Genomic DNA, 15869 nt, shown 5'->3' with positions numbered 1-15869 from the left:
CCAGCCGAAAGATGCATCGACGTGGCGAACTTGGCCAAGTCATTGACCAACCCTCACAGCACGCCTATTATCGCTATGATATGTGGATGAGGTTATCGCTCCATGACAATAACAATCAAAGTCGGAGAAGCCAAAACGCACCTCTCGGAGCTTCTTGTCAGGGTGGAGGCGGGTGAAGAGGTCGTTATCGCGCGTGGAAACGAAGCTGTGGCGCGTCTCGTCAGGGCGAGCGATCCTCAATCGCGTCGGCAACTCATCTCCGCAATGCGGACAGAACGGTCTCAGCGGGAAAAGACGACTGCGCATGAGATAAAGGCGTGGAAAGACGAAGGCCGCAAATAATGGCTTTCGTCGTGGACGCATCGGTTGTCGCGGCATGGTTCCTGCCTGACGAAGATGGTGCAGTTGCCGACGAAGCACTGTCGCGGCTGGAAACGCAAGATGCTTTCGCGCCGGATCTTCTGTCACACGAGTTGCGCAACATCCTGCTTTCGGCCGAACGTCGCAAGCGTATTACCCCAGACGAGGTATTTGTCATTCTCATGCGGTTTGCGAGCCTGCCGCTCACGCTATCGTCAAGCGCCGACCATGTGTCGATCATCCGCCTGGCGCAAAAACACTCCCTCTCCGCGTATGACGCCGCCTATCTGGCGCTCGCGGTTTCGCAAAATGCGCCTCTCGCAACACATGACAGAAAGCTTGCGGCGGCAGCAAAGCTGGAAAACGTCGCCTTCGTATAACGCGTTACCGTGAACGTTCAGAGCCGCGCCCGGTTCAACATCGCCCATTGCAGCAGAATGATCGTCTTGGAATCGGTGATTTCGCCAGACGCGATCATCGCAAAGGCTTCGTCGAGGCCATAGGTAAGAACCTCCAGATCCTCGCCTTCGGTTTCCAGCCCGCCGCCGCTTCCCGCCTGCACGTCGAGATCGATGCGGGCGACGAAGAGGCTGACTTTTTCCGTGAGCGTGCCGGGGCTGGCGTACATGTCGAACAGATATTCGACCTTTTCGACCGCGTAGCCGGATTCTTCCATTGCCTCGCGGCGAATGGCATCGGCCGCGTTGTCGTCATCGAGAAGTCCCGCCGGCACCTCGATCATGAAGCTTGGATCGCCGTTCACGAAGGCGGCGGGGCGAAACTGGCGCACCATCACCACGCTGTCGCGTTTTACATCGTAAAGCAGGATGGCGGCGGCGCTGCCGTGATCATGGACTTCCCGCACGATACGGATCGTCTTGCCATCCGGCATGCGCTGGTCGAAAACGAGCTTCTGCATATGCACGAAGCCCTTCCACACCGTTTCTTTTTCCACCAACAGGACCCTGCCGGCGTCAATGTCGGCAGGAAGGTCTTTCACTTGCGTCTGTGTCACCGGATATTCCCTTGCCTGTCGCGGAAGCTTTCAGCCTGCCCTTGTTGCGGTGCAATATCAACCCTTTCAGGCTTCATCGTGACGGCAGAGCCACACCTTGTTGTCGTGGAAAGCCGCGCCGCCATAGGGGGCGACGGCATCGGCACCGGTCAGCACATTGATGCCCTCGCCATCCAGATGCGCCTTGTTGGGCCACAGTCCCTCGGCGATCAGCACGCCGGGCCTGGCGCCCTCCACGATTTTGGCATGGAGGCGCACTTCGCCACGGCCATTGCCAATGCGCACGATGTCGCCATCGGCGATACCGTTGCGGGTGGCGTCCTCGGGACAGATCATCAATTCCGGACGGCCTTCCTTCTGCACGGAGGTTTTCGTTTCCGCGAAGGTGGAGTTGAGGAAGTTGCGCGCTGGCGATGTCGCCAGTCGGAAAGGATGCTCTCCGTCGGCGGTTTCGATGACATCTACCTGATCCGGGAATTTCGGAAATTGCGCAACCGGTCCCATCACGCCGATGTTTTTCGGCGGTCTGTTTGGAGACGGCCCTGTCGCCCATTCGGGGCTGAAACGGAATTTTCCGTCACCATAACCAAAGCCTTCGAGATAATGCGCCACCTCGAAAGAGGGCTGCGCATCGATCCATTTTTCTTCCGCCAACGTATCGAAATCGCCCCAGCCGCTGACTTTCAGCATATGATCGACATGTTCGCGGGCTGAAAGACCGAAGCCCGGCATATGGTCGATACCAAGACGTTTCGCCAGTTCTTCTATGACGAAGAGATTGGTGCGCACGGTTTCCGGCGGCTCCACCAGCTTGGGGCCAAGCAGAATGTGGTTCTGGCCACCGGCGCGGTAGACATCGTCATGTTCAAGGAACATGGTGGCCGGCAGCACGATATCGGCCAACTCGGCCGTCTCCGTCATGAATTGCTCATGCACGGCAACAAAAAGATCGTCGCGCAGGAAACCCTGTTTCACCAGCCGCTGCTCGGGTGCGACATTGACGGGGTTGGTGTTCTGGATGAGCAGCGCCGTCACCGGCCCGCCGTGGCGCAGCGCTTCCGCATCCCCCGTCAGCACGCGGCCGATCTGCGACTGGTCGAGCTGGCGCACGTTGGGGTCGGCATAGGCTGTGCCCATCAGTTCCGCCTTGTTGAGCCGGAAGATATCGCCGTTATTGTGGAAGGCACCGCCGCCTTCATATTGCCAGGAGCCAAGAACGGTGGCGATCGAAAGGGCGGCATGCATGGCGACCGCGCCGTTGCGCTGGCGGGCAAAACCGTAACCCAGCCGGAAGAACGTCTTTTTCGTCGTGCCCACGAGCCTTGCGAAATCCTCGATTTCCTCCACGGAAAGACCGGTGATTTCGGACGCCCATTGCGGCGTCTTCGATTTCAGATGCTCTTCAAGTCCCGCCGGATCGTCAGCGAAGCGCGCCATGTAATCGCGGTCGGCATAACCATCGCGGAAGGCAATGTGCATGATGGCGCAGGCGAGCGCCGCATCGGTGCCGGGACGCAGGACGATGCGCATATCGGCCTGTTTCATGGTCGGATTGTCATAGATATCAACGACGACGATCTTCGCGCCGCGTTCCTTGCGGGCCTTGACCGCATGGGTCATGACATTGACCTGAGTGGCAACCGCATTGGTGCCCCAGATGACGACGACGTCGGCCCTGGCGATCTCGCGCGGATCGGGACCTCGCAGCGCGCCCGTGCCCATCACATAACCCGTCCAGGCCATGTTTGTGCAGATCGATCCGAAAAAGCCGGAATATTTCCTGGCATGGCGCAGACGCTCGATGGAATCGCGCTGCACCTGCCCCATGGTTCCGGCGTAGAAATACGGCCAGATGGCCTCCGCGCCGTGCCGGGCTTCCGCCTTGACGAAAGCGTCGGCGACTTCGTCGAGCGCCGCCTCCCAGGAAACCTCCTGCCAGTCGCCGGCACCCTTCGCGCCCTTGCGGCGCTTCGGGGTCAAAAGACGGCCGGGATGATAGATGCGCTCGGAGTAACGCGCCACCTTGGCGCAGATGACGCCGGCGGTGTATGTATTGGCATTGGCGCCGCGCACGCGGCCGATACGGCCATCGGCATTGATGTCGACTTCCAGCGCGCAGGCGCTCGGACAGTCGTGCGGACAGACCGTATGGCCGGTGCGCGTGGCACCTTCGGCCTTCGGGGTGGCGTTTTTAGCGGAAATCGGGGTCGCAACGTTCATGTCTTTTCTATATTGCATCATCGATGCGGCAAAAAGGCCGAAGTGACGTCCATCAAGAATATTCATCATCACCATCGGCAAGCGAGACACATCCATGAACTATCGCCACATCTACCACGCAGGCAATTTCGCGGATGTTCTCAAACACGCCGTTCTCGCCCGCCTCGTCCGCTACCTGCAAAACAAGGACAAGGCGTTTCGCATGCTGGACACCCATGCCGGTATCGGGCTTTACGACCTGTCCTCGGAAGAGGCCCAGAAGACCGGCGAATGGCAGACCGGCATCGGCAAGCTGATGGATGCCGATCTGCCGGCCCCCATCGCCGAATTGCTGGAACCCTATCTTTCCGTCGTCAGAGAGCTTAACCCGCATGGCGGCATGCAATTCTACCCCGGCTCGCCGAAAGTCGCGCGCATGCTGTTCCGCCCGCAGGACCGGCTTTCGGCCATGGAACTGCATCCGGACGACGCACGCGCCTTGTCGCGGTTGTTCGAGGGCGATTTTCAGGCCCGCGTGACAGAGCTGGACGGCTGGCTGTCGCTCGGTGCGCATCTGCCGCCGAAGGAAAAGCGCGGCCTCATCCTCGTCGATCCGCCTTTCGAGCTTGAAAACGAATATCAGCGCCTGGCCGATGGCCTGAACAAGGCCTATCGGCGTTTCTCCACCGGCACCTATTGCCTGTGGTATCCGCTGAAAAAAGGCGCACCGATCAGGGACTTCCACGAGCGGCTGCAATCTTTCGACATTCCGAAAATGCTATGTGTGGAGCTTTCCGTCAAAAGCGACCGGCTCGAGGGCCTGAGCGGCTCCGGCCTCATCGTCGTCAACCCGCCCTATACGCTGAAGGACGAGCTGCACACGCTGCTGCCGTTCCTGAAGACCGTGATGGCGCAGGACAGATACGCCTCGCACCGCGCCTTCTGGCTGCGCGGCGAGGAAAAGCCGGAAGAGGATTGAGGGGTTACCTCAACCCTTCCCGCTTCTGCGCCTGCGTCAGCTGTGATCGTTCGAAAAACAGGATCACGAACAGGGCGATGATGAACGGAATGATGAGGTAGAACAGCCGGAAAACCAAAAGCGCCGCAATGACGTCAGCCGGGTTCATATCCGGCAGGCCGGTGACGAAGACCAGTTCCAGCACGCCGAGGCCGCCCGGCGCGTGCGAGATCAGCGCCGCTGAAAAGGAAATCAGGAAAATCCCGAGAATGATCATGAAGCCCGGATTTCCCGCTTCCGGCAGCGCAAAATAGATGATGCCCGCCGCCCCGATCAGCTCGATCGGACCGATGACCAGCTGCTGCGCCACCAGTTTCGGCACGGGATAGGGCAGGAAAAACGAGCGGATTTTCAGCGGTCTCAGCTTCAGCAAGCTGCCGAGCACGTAAAGTCCGACAATGACGAGCAACAGGATGCCGGTGGTCGTCGAGGCCTCCACGGGCAGGATGCCGGTGAAGCGCTCGGTAATGTCAGGTTCGTAAAGCAGCACCAGACCGATCAGCATGATCGTTCCGATGATGAAGGTGAAGGAACAAAGGCCTACGAGCACGCCGACTTCGGCAGCACTCAACCCCTTGGACGTATAGGCCCGGTATCGCACCACGGCACCGGAGAATACGGATGCGCCGACATTGTGGGAAAGTGCATAGGTGGTGAAGGAGGTGAGCGTGATGAAGAACCAGTTCACCTTGCGGCCGAGATGCTGGAGAGCAATGCGGTCGTAACCGGCAAGGGCGGCATAGGCCACAAGCGTCGACAGGCCGGAACACATCCAGTCGCGCGCGCGGATGGCCGTCAGACTTTCCCAGAGATCATCGAGTGAAAGCCCTCGCAGCTCATGATAGAGCAACCAGGCCGAAAAACCGATCGTCGCCACACCAATGACGGGCCAGATGTATTTCTTCAATGTCATGCGGTCATGCCCGCCAATTTCCTCCGGCTTCACCCCAACCCGATTTCCGCTCCCGCAGAAGATTCGGCCGACTCTATTCGTTATGCGGCGAAGCTTTCAACCTTTTCACAAAAAATTGCCCGTTATCTGTCGCTGGTGTCCCGTGCGGTTGGTAACTGACGTTCACAAGGCTGTAATCGTGCAAATATATGCACGATATAAATTGACTTTCTGATTGCCGGTGCAAATATATGCACAGCGGAACTGCGATGGAAACAAACGCTGCTAAAATTATCAAACGGCTGAAAGACGAAGGTTGGGCCTTCGACCGGCACGGAGCCGCTCACGATATCTACCTCCACCCGGAGAAGGGTTTTGTGCAAGTGCCAAGGCATCGCAAACTCAGTTCCGGCGTTGCCGGTTCCATTGCGAAGAAGGCGGGGTGGGCCGCTTGACGCCCTATCTTGAATTGCCACTGTTCAACGACATATGGAATCGCAAAATGACTGTCAGATATCCCGCACTTATAGACGGCGAGAAAGGCGCTTACGGCGTGGTCTTTCCGGATATGGACGGTGTCGTCGCCATGGGTGAAACCATAGACGAAGCAATTCTCAACGCCGAAGAAGCCTTAAGGGACTACGCGCTTGAGATGGAACGGGACAATGCGCCATTGGCGGAACCCAGCGCCCTCGAAGAGGTGCCCGTGCCTGCCGGCAGCATGTTGACGAGCGTGCCGCTCATTCGTCCCGCGGGAAAGCCCGTGCGTGCCAACATGATGCTTGACGCTGACGTTCTTGATTTTATCGACAGGGAATCTACCAGACGCAAAATGACGCGCACCAGTTACGTCAACTGGATGGCGCGGCGCATCGCACAGATGGGCGGCTGAATAGATTATAGATTATGGACAAGGTTGGGCGGGCTGCACGAAACAACGTTTGCCCCGTTCACAAGTTGATGTAAGACCGTGTCGTCGCCTGCCGGCGAATATGAGGTCGTCCATTCTCCGGAGAACGTGCACGGAATGAAGCGTTATGCCGGTTTCATCGCCTTGGGTCTTCTGTCGCTTGCGGCTCTGTGGTTTGCGCAGGAAAATCCGGCTCCGACCGGTTCCGCCACCGACCGGCCGACGCAATCCCAACAGCAACCCGCCGGCAATTCCCGGGCGGACAATTCGCAGCCAGGCACGCCCCGGCGCGACGCGCGCAAAGATCCGGTGTCGCGTGGCACGGGGTTCGATTTTTATGTGTTCTCGCTGTCTTGGTCGCCGGCGTTTTGCGCCAGTTCCGAAGGCTCCGGCAATCGCCAGCAATGCGGCAGCGACCGGCGTTACGGTTTCGTCGTGCACGGGCTTTGGCCGCAAAACGAAAACGGCTATCCCGAATTCTGCACGAGCGGCGAACCGGACCGCGTGCCCGACGCGATCGGCCGCGCGATGTTCGACATCATGCCTTCCATGGGCCTGATCGGCCATCAGTGGCGCAAACACGGTTCCTGCTCCGGCCTTTCGCAGAAGGATTATTTCTCGGCGACGCGGGCAGCCTTCGAAGCGGTCAGACTGCCGGAGAAGATTGCCTCGGGCGCGCAAGGTGCGCCCCTGTCTGCCGACGCCATCGAAACCGCCTTTACCGACGCCAATCCCGGCATGTCGAAACGCGGGATCTCGATCAGCTGCGACGGAAAACGTCTCGAGGAGGTTCGCATCTGCCTCAACAAGGACATGACATTCCGCGACTGCCCCGAGCTTGACCGCAAGGGCTGCCGCGCCAGCGCTACCGAAATCGTTCCCATTCGCTAACCCCACACGCCAACACACGTCAGGACCCGACAATGGAACTGCTTTATTCCGTCACCTCCCCCTACTCCGCCAAGGTGCGCATGGCTGCCCGCCATCTCGGCATCGACATTACCAATGTGGTCGTCGACACCAATGCCGAACCCGCAACGCTGATCGACAACAACCCGCTCGGCAAAATTCCGGTCCTGCTGTTGGACGATGGCAGCTCGGTCTATGACAGCGTGGCGATCATGCACTATCTCGACCGCCTTTCGGGCGGCAAGCTCTACCCGAAAAAGAACGGCAAGCGCACGGAAGTGGAAATTCTGGAGGCGCTGTGCGACGGCATCATGGATTGCCTGCTGGCCATCGTCTACGAGCGCCGTACCCGCCCGGAAGACAAGGTCCACCAGCCGTGGATCGACAAGCAGTGGAAAAAGGTAGTGAAGGGCCTCGATCATCTGAACGCCAACCTGCCGAAAACCGGCAAGAAGCTGCATGGCGGCCATTTCGCCCTTGCCGCCCTGATCGGTTATCTCGATCTGCGTTTTGCGGGCGAATGGGCAGAGGGCCACGAGGCGCTGGCAGGGTGGCCGGAGACATTCGGCAAACGTTTCGAAGCCTATACGGAAATGAAGGCCGCTGCCTGACGCGAATGCGAGACCGATGCCCGGCCTGATCGCCGGGCATTTATTCTGGTCTCATACCGCAAAAACAAAAAAAGCCGGGGCGCAAACCCCGGCTTTTCTTTTACTGATCCGAAGGATCAGAACTTTACGCCGATACCGGCCTTGACGGAATGATCGTCGAAACCACGCGAGAACGCGCCGGAGTCGAGACCGTAGTCCTTCTTCTGGTAGTCGCTGTAGCGATATTCCAGACGGGCTGTGATGTTGTCGGTCACCATGGCTTCAACGCCGGCACCGACGGTGTAGCCGAGGGCGGTGGCGCTGTCCTTGGAGGTCGCGTCACTTACCTTGTTGTCGGAGACAGCAAGACCAGCCGTACCGTAGAGCAGGAACGGGTTCATGTCGTAACCGACGCGGCCACGCAGAGAGCCGTTGACGCCCTGCTTGCCTTCGATGGCGTTGCCGGCAACCGTACCGGCGGAACCGCGCTCGCGGCCGAGGTTGACGTCGGCTTCGGCACCGTAAACGATCTGGCCGTTCTGCCAGTTGTAACCGCCGTAGAGACCGCCGCCAGCGCCCTTGGCGTCACGACCGTCGTTGCTGGAGCTGAAACGGCCCCAGTCATAGTTGACCGTACCACCGAGGTAAGCGCCGGACCAATCCTTGACCGGTGCGGGCTGGTCGTAGGACACCGGTGCCTGCGGCACTTCGTTTACGGCGTCAGCGGCGTGAGCAGCCGAAAAGCCGGCGGCTGCCATGGTCGAAGCCATAATGGTTGCTACGAAAATACGCATGTTATTCTCCTTTCAGGACCGCGCCGTACTCAAAACATTGTTTTTAGACGCGGTAAATTCGTCGGGTTAATCGCCCCTCTGGAAACTGAATTTGATGGGAGAATGCGGAGATCAAAGAGCCAAAATGTGAATTGTTTGGGGCAGAGACGTGACTAGAATTAGACGTTGCCTAATTGCCACAAGGGTTTTATTAACCATACCGGAAACTTAATTTCCAATAGATCGAATTTAAACTTAGTTATATTCAAATTAAATCGAAATTACATTACGAGTAAAAACCAACACAATTCTTTTACCGGCAACGGACAGCTTGCGATTTGCGATTATATCCAGCAAATAGGGCGTGTATGAGCAAATGCAGGTCCGCTGTGAAAGAAAATATACCGAAGACAGTCTTGATAACGGGTGCCGCCCGCCGGCTTGGACGGGCGATCGCTACGGATTTGGCCTCCCATGGCTTTGCGATCGCCGTCCACGCCAATGCCTCGATGGCGCAAGCCGAGGAATTCGCTAATGAAATAAGGCAAAAAGGCGGCAAAGCCGTTGCCGTTCAGGCGGATCTGACACAATCGTCGCCGACGATGGCGCTTGTCGAACAGGCATCTTCGGCACTCGGCCCCATCGGCGTCGTCGTCAACAATGCGTCCGTTTTTCTGGATGATTCGGCCGATTCGCCCGATCCGGCGGTGTTCGATGCGCATTTTTCCGTGCATGTGCGGGCCCCTTCCCTCATTGCGGCCGCTTTCGTCCAGCAATTGCCTCGGGATAAATCCGGGCTGATCGTCAACATCATCGATCAGCGCGTGCTTGCGCTCACGCCGCGGTTTTATTCCTACACGCTTTCAAAAGCCGCCCTCTGGACGGCCACGCGGACGATGGCGCAGAGTTTTGCGCCGCGCGTCCGCGTTAACGCCATCGGGCCCGGCCCTTCCTTCAAAAGCGAAAGACAGACGCCCGAGGACTTTCAGGCGCAGATCGACGGCCTTATATTAAAGCGTGGTCCTGCCCCGGACGAGTTCGGGCGGACGATTCGCTTTCTTTTCGACACGCCGTCGATCACCGGACAAATGATCGCGCTCGATGGCGGCCAGCATCTTGGCTGGGAAACCCCTGACGTGGCGGAGATACCTGAATGAACGGAAAGAAGCTGCCTGACGGCGGTATTCTCTTCGATGAAACCGATGACGAGGACGACGATGCAAGCCTTGCCGTAACGGATGCGGTCGAGGCCCCGCGCGACGTTGTCGGCATGGACTGGAATGCCGGCTGGAAAAACGAATCCGGCCTGAAGGGCATGGATCTGATCGGCGAATTCGTCAAACACCTGCCGAACTCGCCAGGTGTCTACCGCATGTTCAACGAGGCGAACGACGTTCTTTATGTCGGCAAGGCGCGCTCGCTGAAGAAGCGTGTCGGCAATTATGCGCAGGGCCGCGTGCATTCCAACCGCATCGCCCAGATGGTGCGGCTGACCGCCCATATGGAATTCGTCACCACCCGCACGGAGACCGAGGCGCTTCTCCTGGAAGCTAATCTCATCAAGCGCTTGCGGCCGCGCTTTAATGTGCTTTTGCGTGACGACAAATCGTTTCCGTATATTTTCATCACCGCCGACAATCGTGCGCCGGCGATTTTCAAACATCGTGGTGCGCGGGCGCGCAAGGGTGATTATTTCGGACCATTCGCCTCCGCCGGGGCCGTGGGACGCACGATCAATTCGCTGCAGCGCGCGTTTTTGATCCGCACCTGCACCGACAGCGTTTTCGAAACCCGCACACGTCCCTGTCTTCTCTATCAGATCAAGCGCTGTTCCGGCCCCTGCACGCATGAGGTCAGCGATCAGGGGTATGCGGAACTCGTCAAGGAAGCCAAGGACTTCCTGTCCGGCAAAAGCCAGAGCGTCAAGACCGCAATCGCGCGACAGATGAACGAGGCAGCCGAGGATCTCGATTTCGAACGCGCTGCGGTCTATCGCGACCGGCTGGCGGCACTGTCGCACGTCCAGAGTCATCAGGGCATCAACCCCGCCGGCATCGAGGAGGCGGACGTTTTCGCCATCCACCACGAGGGTGGCATATCCTGCATTCAGGTATTCTTTTTCCGCACCGGCCAGAACTGGGGCAACCGCGCCTATTTCCCGAAGGCTGACCCGTCGCTGCCCGGCTCGGAAATCCTCAATGCGTTCCTTGCACAGTTTTACGACGACAAGCCGGTGCCGAAGCAAATCCTGCTTTCCGAAACGGTGGAAGAAGAGGAACTGCTGGCCGCCGCCCTTGGCGAAAAAACCGGGCACAAGGTCACGATCAGCGTGCCGCAGCGCGGCGAGAAGAAGGATATTACCGACCATGTTCTTGCCAATGCGCGCGAGGCGCATGGACGCAAGCTGGCGGAAACATCTTCGCAGGCGCGGTTGCTGAAGGGTTTTGCGGAAACCTTTGGCCTTCCCTTTGTGCCGCGAAGGATCGAGATTTACGACAACTCGCATATCATGGGCACCAATGCCGTGGGCGGCATGGTGGTGGCGGGGCCGGAAGGCTTCGTCAAAAACCAGTACCGCAAGTTCAACATCAAATCGACCGACATCACCCCGGGTGACGACTTCGGCATGATGCGTGAGGTGATGACCCGCCGCTTCTCGCGCCTGCTGAAAGAAGAGGGCAAGCCGGACCGCGGGCAGACGCTGACACCGACCCCGGAGGAAGCCGCCGACATGCCCTTCCCCGCCTGGCCGGACGTGATCCTGATCGACGGCGGACAGGGCCAGATGACGGCTGTGCGCGCCATTCTGGACGAACTCGACATTCGCGACAGCGTAATCGCCATCGGTGTCGCCAAGGGTGTGGACCGCGAGGCGGGCCGCGAGCGTTTCTTCGCGGATGGCCGCAGCGATTTTTCCCTGCCGCCGCGCGATCCCGTGCTGTATTTCATACAGCGCATGCGCGACGAGGCCCACCGTTTCGCCATCGGCTCACACCGGGCGCGGCGCAAGAAGGAAATGGTGCGCAATCCGCTGGATGAAATCTCGGGGATCGGTCCCGGACGGAAGCGCTCCCTGCTGCAGCATTTCGGCACGGCGAAAGCGGTTTCCCGCGCCGGTCTCAACGATCTGATGGCGGTCACCGGCATTTCCGAGGCGGTGGCGCGGCAAATCTACAATCACTTCCACGAGAGTGGTGGCGATTGACGCCGCGCTGTCGTGACGAACTGCTAAAAAAACATAATCACGTGTTGACGCTACCCCTCAGGGACGGCATCAAGGTTTATCTTCGATTGACAGGTTTCCCATGGCTTCGCGCGCATACAGCATCCCCAATCTCCTCACCTATGCCCGCATTCTGGCGGTTCCCGTCATCGTTCTGTGTTTTTACGTCGAGGGGAAGCTGGAAAGCTCGGATTTCGCGCGCTGGACGGCGCTCTGGCTGTTCATCGTCGCGTCGCTGACCGATTTTCTCGACGGCTATCTGGCCCGCATCTGGAACCAGACCTCCAATATCGGCCGCATGCTGGACCCGATCGCCGACAAGCTGCTGGTCGCCTCTGTGCTGCTGCTGATGGCGGCTGACGGTACGATTGCCGGCTGGTCGCTCTGGGCCGCCATCACCATTCTCTGCCGCGAAATTCTGGTCTCGGGCCTGCGTGAATATCTGGCGGCGCTGAAGGTCAGCGTTCCCGTCACCCGCATCGCCAAGTGGAAGACCACCATCCAGATGGTCGCCATCGCCTTTCTTCTCGCGGGTCCTGCGGGCGACAAGGTTCTGCCCTACACGACCGAGATGGGGATCACGCTTCTCTGGCTCGCCGCAGCGCTGACGATGTATACCGGTTACGATTACTTCAAGGCGGGTCTCAAGCACATCGTGGACGAAGAGTGATGGCACGGATCGTTTATTTCGCCTGGGTTCGCGAAAAGATCGGCACGGCCGAGGAGGAGCTGGACATTCCCTCCTCCGTTACCACCGCCGGCGAGCTGATCGCCTATCTCTCGACCCTTGGTGAAAACTACGAAGCTGCCTTCGAATTTCCGGATGTGATCCGCGTTGCCGTCAATCAGGAACACATCGAGCATGACGAAAGCATCGCCGGCGCGCGCGAGATCGGCATCTTCCCGCCGATGACGGGGGGATGAGCGGATGCAGTCAGCCGTCAAGCCGACAATCCGCGTGCAGCCACAGGATTTCGACGCTGCGGAAGAAACCCGCCGGCTGACGGAAGGCGACAAGAGCATAGGCGCGGTGGTGGCCTTCACCGGCCTTTGCCGCGACGACGGTGGAACGCTGGCGGCGCTGGAACTCGAACATTATCCCGGCATGGCGGAGGCGGAAATGACCCGCATCGCCGAACTCGCCATCGAACGTTTCGGCCTTCTCGGCCTCACCGCCATCCACCGCCACGGCAAGATCGCCACCGGCGAGAACATCGTCCTCGTCATTGCCGCCGCACGCCACCGGCAGGCCGCCTTCGACGGCGCAAATTTCGTGATGGACTATCTCAAGACGTCCGCCCCATTCTGGAAGAAGGAACACGGCAAGGATGGGACAACGGGTGACTGGGTTGCGGCAAAGGCAACCGACGACACCGCCAGGGACAAGTGGCGGTGAAGCTTCGTATCAAGGCGGCTCCACCCTGCTGCGCATGACGATCAGCCAGCCGACCAGCAGCGCCAGAACCGCCGCATCCCGCCAGACGACCGGGCCGTAGCCGACCCACAGGGTTTCGGCAAAACCGACGGCGGCGGCTCCCAGCGCGCAGACGAGCGGGCTTGCATAACCGCCCGCCGCCGAAATCAGCACGACCTTCAGGCCGAACACCAGACCCGCTCCGAAATCCATGGTGCCGTAATAAAACGTGGCCAGCACGCCGGCGATGGCAGCGACGAGGCCCGCCGCGCAATAGGACATGAGGAACACCCTGCCCGCATTCACTCCGCAGAACGAGGCTGCAACCGGATCGTCCGAAACGGCCCTCCAGCGCCTGCCGAAACTGGAACGCCGCAGATAAAGCGAGCCTGCAACAACGAGCAGGCAAAAAGCTGTCGTGTTGAACATCTGCATCGGCGTGAGCGTAACGGCGAAGTTGCCATCCGCCCAGAAACGCACCGGCTCGGACAAAAGCGGCGGCAGCCAGAGCTGGCGGGTTCCAGCGGCCAGACGGGCGCTTTCGGTGAGCGCGATCAGCACGCCGATGGACGCGACGGTCACTGCATTCGGAGAAGCCTTCGCCAGCGGCCGCATCACCGCCCTGCCGACGAAGGCCGCCGCCCACAGCCCGCCGAACAGACCCATGCCTGCCCCAAGAGCAAGCGTCGCGGGCAGAACGAGCCACAGCCGGTTCCAGCCGAAATCGGCAAACAGCAGGCAGGTCTGGCCGGCGAATGCGAAAATCGCCCCGTAGGTGACATCGGCTCGCTTCGTGACCGAAAAGGCGATCGCGTAGCCGAAGGCCAGAACCGCATAAAGCGAGGCGACCGGCACGGCATTCAGCAATTGTTGCAGGAAATAAGCCACGCGCCGTCCTCCCACAAATATTATAACTGTTAAAAATGGTTTTGACAGTTATAATATCCGGCATGACATTTCGCTGGACAAAGCATCGTTTCGCCGGCGGCGCATTGGCGCTTGATGTCGCCAATAGCGTCATCCTGCGCTCGGACGCCACAAAATCACTCGACCGTTTTGCTGAACCCGAGCAGATTGTCGCATTCGCAGAGGCGTCGACACGGCTAGGTGCTGAGCGCGACCGGTTTCCCGCCCTCACCGCGCCGGAAGCCGGAGAGCGGCCGGTTCTTCTTGAACTCCGTGAGGCTATCGACGGTTATTTCCGTTCTTCGATCGCCAGTGGCGGCAATGATGACGGCGGGCTAGCGGAGCTTCTCTTCGCCTGCGGCACGGCGCTGCGGTCGTTTCCGCTCTCCGAAAGCCTCGGCAATGCGACCGCCCATTCCGCCCTGTCGCTGCTGGCGGCAGACACACGGGAACGGCTGCGGATTTGCGGCAATTGCGGCTGGCTATTCATCGACCGCAGCAAGAACCGGAGCCGGATCTGGTGCGACATGACGGTGTGCGGCAACCGGCGGAAAGCCAGCCGGCACTATCACCGGCAGAAGGAGGCGCGGACATGAACAGAATTGCCCTTCCATTGCTGGCGATCACGGCGATGCTCGGCCTTTCCGCTTGCCAGCGCGACGAACCACGCGAGGTCGTGAAGATTTCGGGCCGCATGTTCGTCTTCAACTACCGCGTGGCAATCGCCACCTACCTCGTGACCTTGCAGCGCGTCGCTTCCATCCGCGACGGCAGTACGGTGGAGGCAACGTTCGAAAATCCCCGCGGCGGCGCTGAACTGACGACCCGGGAGAAGATTTTTCCGACAGACGAGAAGATCACCGTTCAAAGCCCGCCGGTAGAGTGCATCAAGCAGGACCGGCCCTACAGGGTCGTCATCCGTATCAAAGGGCCGGAGGGCGATCTTCTGCAAACGATAGAGACCACGATCCGCTCAGATACGGACCAGTCGCTTCTTCCCGCCAAACCGCTGACGGTCGGGCCGTTCTACACGCCCAATCCGGAGGTGTTCAAACCGGATGGCACGGTGGACATGCGGCCGGTTCAGGATTGCCCCGCATCCTGAACAAAAAAACGGAGCCTTTCGGCTCCGTTTCATCGAGTCTTTTCAGCGGCTTCACGCAATCGCCTCAGAGGGCGATTCAAGCCGTTGATATTTTGAATCAGCCGACGATTTCGGTTTCGGCGAACCAGTAGGCGATTTCCTGTGCGGCGGTTTCCGGAGCGTCGGAACCGTGAACGGAGTTTTCGCCGATGGAAAGCGCGAAGGACTTGCGGATGGTGCCTTCAGCAGCCTGGGCCGGGTTGGTCGCGCCCATGATTTCGCGGTTCTTGAGGATGGCGTTTTCGCCTTCCAGAACCTGTACGACGGTCGGGCCGGAGGTCATGCCTTCAACGAGTTCGCCGAAGAAAGGACGCTCTTTGTGAACGGCATAGAAGCCTTCGGCTTCGCGCTTGCTCATCCAGACGCGCTTGGAGGCGACGATGCGCAGGCCGTTATCTTCAAATACCTTGGTGATCGCGCCAGTCAGGTTACGCTTGGTTGCGTCTGGCTTGATCATCGAAAATGTGCGTTCAATCGCCATGTGTCCGTTCCTTTTTATAGAGAAAGTGGGCGGTC

20 protein-coding genes and 1 pseudogene are annotated in these 15869 nt (G+C 59.4%); 14 read left to right on the top strand and 7 right to left on the bottom strand.

What is annotated here, in order from left to right; all coding sequences use genetic code 11:
* The first annotated feature begins 102 nt into the window (after nucleotides 1-102).
* Both QSK43_RS10195 and QSK43_RS10190 read left to right on the top strand, forming a co-directional pair.
* Nucleotides 103-342, top strand: coding sequence for a type II toxin-antitoxin system Phd/YefM family antitoxin (locus QSK43_RS10195; RefSeq protein WP_332303386.1), 240 nt, complete (start codon nucleotides 103-105; stop codon nucleotides 340-342).
* On the top strand, nucleotides 342-740 hold the full coding sequence (locus tag QSK43_RS10190) for a type II toxin-antitoxin system VapC family toxin (protein WP_332303385.1): 399 nt from the start codon (nucleotides 342-344) through the stop codon (nucleotides 738-740). The genes QSK43_RS10195 and QSK43_RS10190 overlap by 1 nt, the downstream gene beginning before the upstream one ends.
* 17 nt (nucleotides 741-757) lie before the next feature.
* Here the strand turns inward: QSK43_RS10190 and QSK43_RS10185 are convergent, their stop codons facing one another.
* Both QSK43_RS10185 and QSK43_RS10180 read right to left on the bottom strand, forming a co-directional pair.
* Nucleotides 758-1375: an NUDIX domain-containing protein gene (locus QSK43_RS10185; protein WP_332303384.1), complete on the bottom strand. Its 618-nt coding sequence runs from the start codon at nucleotides 1373-1375 to the stop codon at nucleotides 758-760.
* A 66-nt stretch (nucleotides 1376-1441) separates the two neighbouring features.
* Entirely contained in the window at nucleotides 1442-3661 is a 2220-nt protein-coding gene (locus QSK43_RS10180; protein ID WP_332303566.1) for a molybdopterin-containing oxidoreductase family protein, read from the bottom strand.
* A 28-nt stretch (nucleotides 3662-3689) separates the two neighbouring features.
* Here QSK43_RS10180 and QSK43_RS10175 point away from each other — a divergent pair, with 28 nt between their 5' ends.
* Nucleotides 3690-4553: a 23S rRNA (adenine(2030)-N(6))-methyltransferase RlmJ gene (locus QSK43_RS10175; RefSeq protein WP_045016839.1), complete on the top strand. Its 864-nt coding sequence runs from the start codon at nucleotides 3690-3692 to the stop codon at nucleotides 4551-4553.
* A gap of 4 nt (nucleotides 4554-4557) precedes the next feature.
* Here QSK43_RS10175 and QSK43_RS10170 read toward each other — a convergent pair whose 3' ends face one another.
* A complete protein-coding gene (locus QSK43_RS10170) occupies nucleotides 4558-5505 on the bottom strand; it encodes a lysylphosphatidylglycerol synthase domain-containing protein (RefSeq protein WP_332303383.1) in 948 nt (315 codons plus the stop codon).
* Nucleotides 5506-5735: 230 nt separating this feature from the next.
* Here QSK43_RS10170 and QSK43_RS27175 point away from each other — a divergent pair, with 230 nt between their 5' ends.
* The 4 genes from QSK43_RS27175 (at nucleotide 5736) to QSK43_RS10155 (ending at nucleotide 7914) form a co-directional block, all read left to right on the top strand.
* Nucleotides 5736-5939 (top strand): type II toxin-antitoxin system HicA family toxin, encoded by a 204-nt coding sequence (locus tag QSK43_RS27175; RefSeq protein WP_052679643.1) that lies wholly within the window; start codon nucleotides 5736-5738, stop codon nucleotides 5937-5939.
* 47 nt (nucleotides 5940-5986) lie between these two features.
* The gene (locus QSK43_RS10165; protein ID WP_045017296.1) at nucleotides 5987-6376 is read left to right on the top strand and encodes a type II toxin-antitoxin system HicB family antitoxin; all 390 of its coding nucleotides are present in this window, start codon (nucleotides 5987-5989) and stop codon (nucleotides 6374-6376) included.
* 135 nt (nucleotides 6377-6511) lie between these two features.
* Nucleotides 6512-7285, top strand: coding sequence for a ribonuclease T2 family protein (locus QSK43_RS10160; protein ID WP_332303565.1), 774 nt, complete (start codon nucleotides 6512-6514; stop codon nucleotides 7283-7285).
* Nucleotides 7286-7317: 32 nt separating this feature from the next.
* Nucleotides 7318-7914, top strand: a complete 597-nt coding sequence (locus tag QSK43_RS10155) for a glutathione S-transferase (RefSeq protein WP_332303382.1) — start codon at nucleotides 7318-7320, stop codon at nucleotides 7912-7914.
* A 51-nt stretch (nucleotides 7915-7965) separates the two neighbouring features.
* Here QSK43_RS10155 and QSK43_RS27170 read toward each other — a convergent pair.
* Both QSK43_RS27170 and QSK43_RS10150 read right to left on the bottom strand, forming a co-directional pair.
* A pseudogene (locus QSK43_RS27170) lies at nucleotides 7966-8082 on the bottom strand (hypothetical protein); the annotation flags it as partial.
* Nucleotides 8031-8687, bottom strand: a complete 657-nt coding sequence (locus tag QSK43_RS10150; protein WP_045016845.1) for an outer membrane protein — start codon at nucleotides 8685-8687, stop codon at nucleotides 8031-8033. The pseudogene QSK43_RS27170 and the gene QSK43_RS10150, both read right to left, overlap by 52 nt.
* Before the next feature lie 347 nt (nucleotides 8688-9034).
* Here QSK43_RS10150 and QSK43_RS10145 point away from each other — a divergent pair, with 347 nt between their 5' ends.
* From QSK43_RS10145 to QSK43_RS10125, 5 genes are all read left to right on the top strand, one after another.
* Nucleotides 9035-9823 (top strand): SDR family oxidoreductase, encoded by a 789-nt coding sequence (locus QSK43_RS10145; RefSeq protein ID WP_045016847.1) that lies wholly within the window; start codon nucleotides 9035-9037, stop codon nucleotides 9821-9823.
* Nucleotides 9820-11871 carry an excinuclease ABC subunit UvrC gene (gene uvrC / locus QSK43_RS10140; RefSeq protein ID WP_045016848.1) on the top strand — a complete coding sequence of 684 codons (2052 nt, stop codon included), beginning with the start codon at nucleotides 9820-9822 and terminating at the stop codon, nucleotides 11869-11871. Before QSK43_RS10145 ends, uvrC begins: the two co-directional genes overlap by 4 nt.
* Nucleotides 11872-11971: 100 nt before the next feature.
* Nucleotides 11972-12559 carry a CDP-diacylglycerol--glycerol-3-phosphate 3-phosphatidyltransferase gene (gene pgsA, locus QSK43_RS10135; protein ID WP_332303381.1) on the top strand — a complete coding sequence of 196 codons (588 nt, stop codon included), beginning with the start codon at nucleotides 11972-11974 and terminating at the stop codon, nucleotides 12557-12559.
* Nucleotides 12559-12813, top strand: a complete 255-nt coding sequence (gene moaD, locus QSK43_RS10130) for a molybdopterin converting factor subunit 1 (RefSeq protein ID WP_332303380.1) — start codon at nucleotides 12559-12561, stop codon at nucleotides 12811-12813. The genes pgsA and moaD overlap by 1 nt, the downstream gene beginning before the upstream one ends.
* Nucleotides 12814-12817: 4 nt before the next feature.
* Nucleotides 12818-13285, top strand: a complete 468-nt coding sequence (locus QSK43_RS10125) for a molybdenum cofactor biosynthesis protein MoaE (RefSeq protein WP_332303379.1) — start codon at nucleotides 12818-12820, stop codon at nucleotides 13283-13285.
* Nucleotides 13286-13294: 9 nt separating this feature from the next.
* Here QSK43_RS10125 and QSK43_RS10120 read toward each other — a convergent pair whose 3' ends face one another.
* A complete protein-coding gene (locus tag QSK43_RS10120) occupies nucleotides 13295-14191 on the bottom strand; it encodes a branched-chain amino acid ABC transporter permease (protein WP_332303378.1) in 897 nt (298 codons plus the stop codon).
* Between the two features lie 62 nt (nucleotides 14192-14253).
* Here QSK43_RS10120 and QSK43_RS10115 point away from each other — a divergent pair, with 62 nt between their 5' ends.
* A complete protein-coding gene (locus QSK43_RS10115) occupies nucleotides 14254-14805 on the top strand; it encodes a CGNR zinc finger domain-containing protein (RefSeq protein ID WP_045016859.1) in 552 nt (183 codons plus the stop codon).
* The gene (locus QSK43_RS10110; protein WP_332303377.1) at nucleotides 14802-15314 is read left to right on the top strand and encodes a hypothetical protein; all 513 of its coding nucleotides are present in this window, start codon (nucleotides 14802-14804) and stop codon (nucleotides 15312-15314) included. Before QSK43_RS10115 ends, QSK43_RS10110 begins: the two co-directional genes overlap by 4 nt.
* Before the next feature lie 97 nt (nucleotides 15315-15411).
* Here the strand turns inward: QSK43_RS10110 and ndk are convergent, their stop codons facing one another.
* On the bottom strand, nucleotides 15412-15834 hold the full coding sequence (gene ndk / locus QSK43_RS10105) for a nucleoside-diphosphate kinase (protein WP_332303376.1): 423 nt from the start codon (nucleotides 15832-15834) through the stop codon (nucleotides 15412-15414).
* Nucleotides 15835-15869: the final 35 nt, after the last annotated feature.

This window comes from Rhizobium sp. GR12 (assembly GCF_036596185.1).
GTDB lineage: Bacteria > Pseudomonadota > Alphaproteobacteria > Rhizobiales > Rhizobiaceae > Agrobacterium > Agrobacterium nepotum.
Note: the sequence above shows the minus strand (reverse complement) of the source record. Positions and strands in the feature narration are given on the sequence as shown.

Bases quoted from the DNA above. Each gene is read 5' to 3' on its own strand.
- QSK43_RS10195 (WP_332303386.1), top strand. From the start codon at position 103: ATGACAATAACAATCAAAGTCGGAGAAGCCAAAACGCACCTCTCGGAG.
- QSK43_RS10190 (WP_332303385.1), top strand. From the start codon at position 342: ATGGCTTTCGTCGTGGACGCATCGGTTGTCGCGGCATGGTTCCTGCCT.
- QSK43_RS10180 (WP_332303566.1), bottom strand. From the start codon at position 3,661: ATGAATATTCTTGATGGACGTCACTTCGGCCTTTTTGCCGCATCGATG.
- QSK43_RS10175 (WP_045016839.1), top strand. From the start codon at position 3,690: ATGAACTATCGCCACATCTACCACGCAGGCAATTTCGCGGATGTTCTC.
- QSK43_RS10170 (WP_332303383.1), bottom strand. From the start codon at position 5,505: ATGACATTGAAGAAATACATCTGGCCCGTCATTGGTGTGGCGACGATC.
- QSK43_RS27175 (WP_052679643.1), top strand. From the start codon at position 5,736: ATGCACAGCGGAACTGCGATGGAAACAAACGCTGCTAAAATTATCAAA.
- QSK43_RS10165 (WP_045017296.1), top strand. From the start codon at position 5,987: ATGACTGTCAGATATCCCGCACTTATAGACGGCGAGAAAGGCGCTTAC.
- QSK43_RS10160 (WP_332303565.1), top strand. From the start codon at position 6,512: ATGAAGCGTTATGCCGGTTTCATCGCCTTGGGTCTTCTGTCGCTTGCG.
- QSK43_RS10155 (WP_332303382.1), top strand. From the start codon at position 7,318: ATGGAACTGCTTTATTCCGTCACCTCCCCCTACTCCGCCAAGGTGCGC.
- QSK43_RS10150 (WP_045016845.1), bottom strand. From the start codon at position 8,687: ATGCGTATTTTCGTAGCAACCATTATGGCTTCGACCATGGCAGCCGCC.
- QSK43_RS10145 (WP_045016847.1), top strand. From the start codon at position 9,035: ATGAGCAAATGCAGGTCCGCTGTGAAAGAAAATATACCGAAGACAGTC.
- uvrC (WP_045016848.1), top strand. From the start codon at position 9,820: ATGAACGGAAAGAAGCTGCCTGACGGCGGTATTCTCTTCGATGAAACC.
- pgsA (WP_332303381.1), top strand. From the start codon at position 11,972: ATGGCTTCGCGCGCATACAGCATCCCCAATCTCCTCACCTATGCCCGC.
- moaD (WP_332303380.1), top strand. From the start codon at position 12,559: ATGGCACGGATCGTTTATTTCGCCTGGGTTCGCGAAAAGATCGGCACG.
- QSK43_RS10125 (WP_332303379.1), top strand. From the start codon at position 12,818: ATGCAGTCAGCCGTCAAGCCGACAATCCGCGTGCAGCCACAGGATTTC.
- QSK43_RS10115 (WP_045016859.1), top strand. From the start codon at position 14,254: ATGACATTTCGCTGGACAAAGCATCGTTTCGCCGGCGGCGCATTGGCG.
- QSK43_RS10110 (WP_332303377.1), top strand. From the start codon at position 14,802: ATGAACAGAATTGCCCTTCCATTGCTGGCGATCACGGCGATGCTCGGC.
- ndk (WP_332303376.1), bottom strand. From the start codon at position 15,834: ATGGCGATTGAACGCACATTTTCGATGATCAAGCCAGACGCAACCAAG.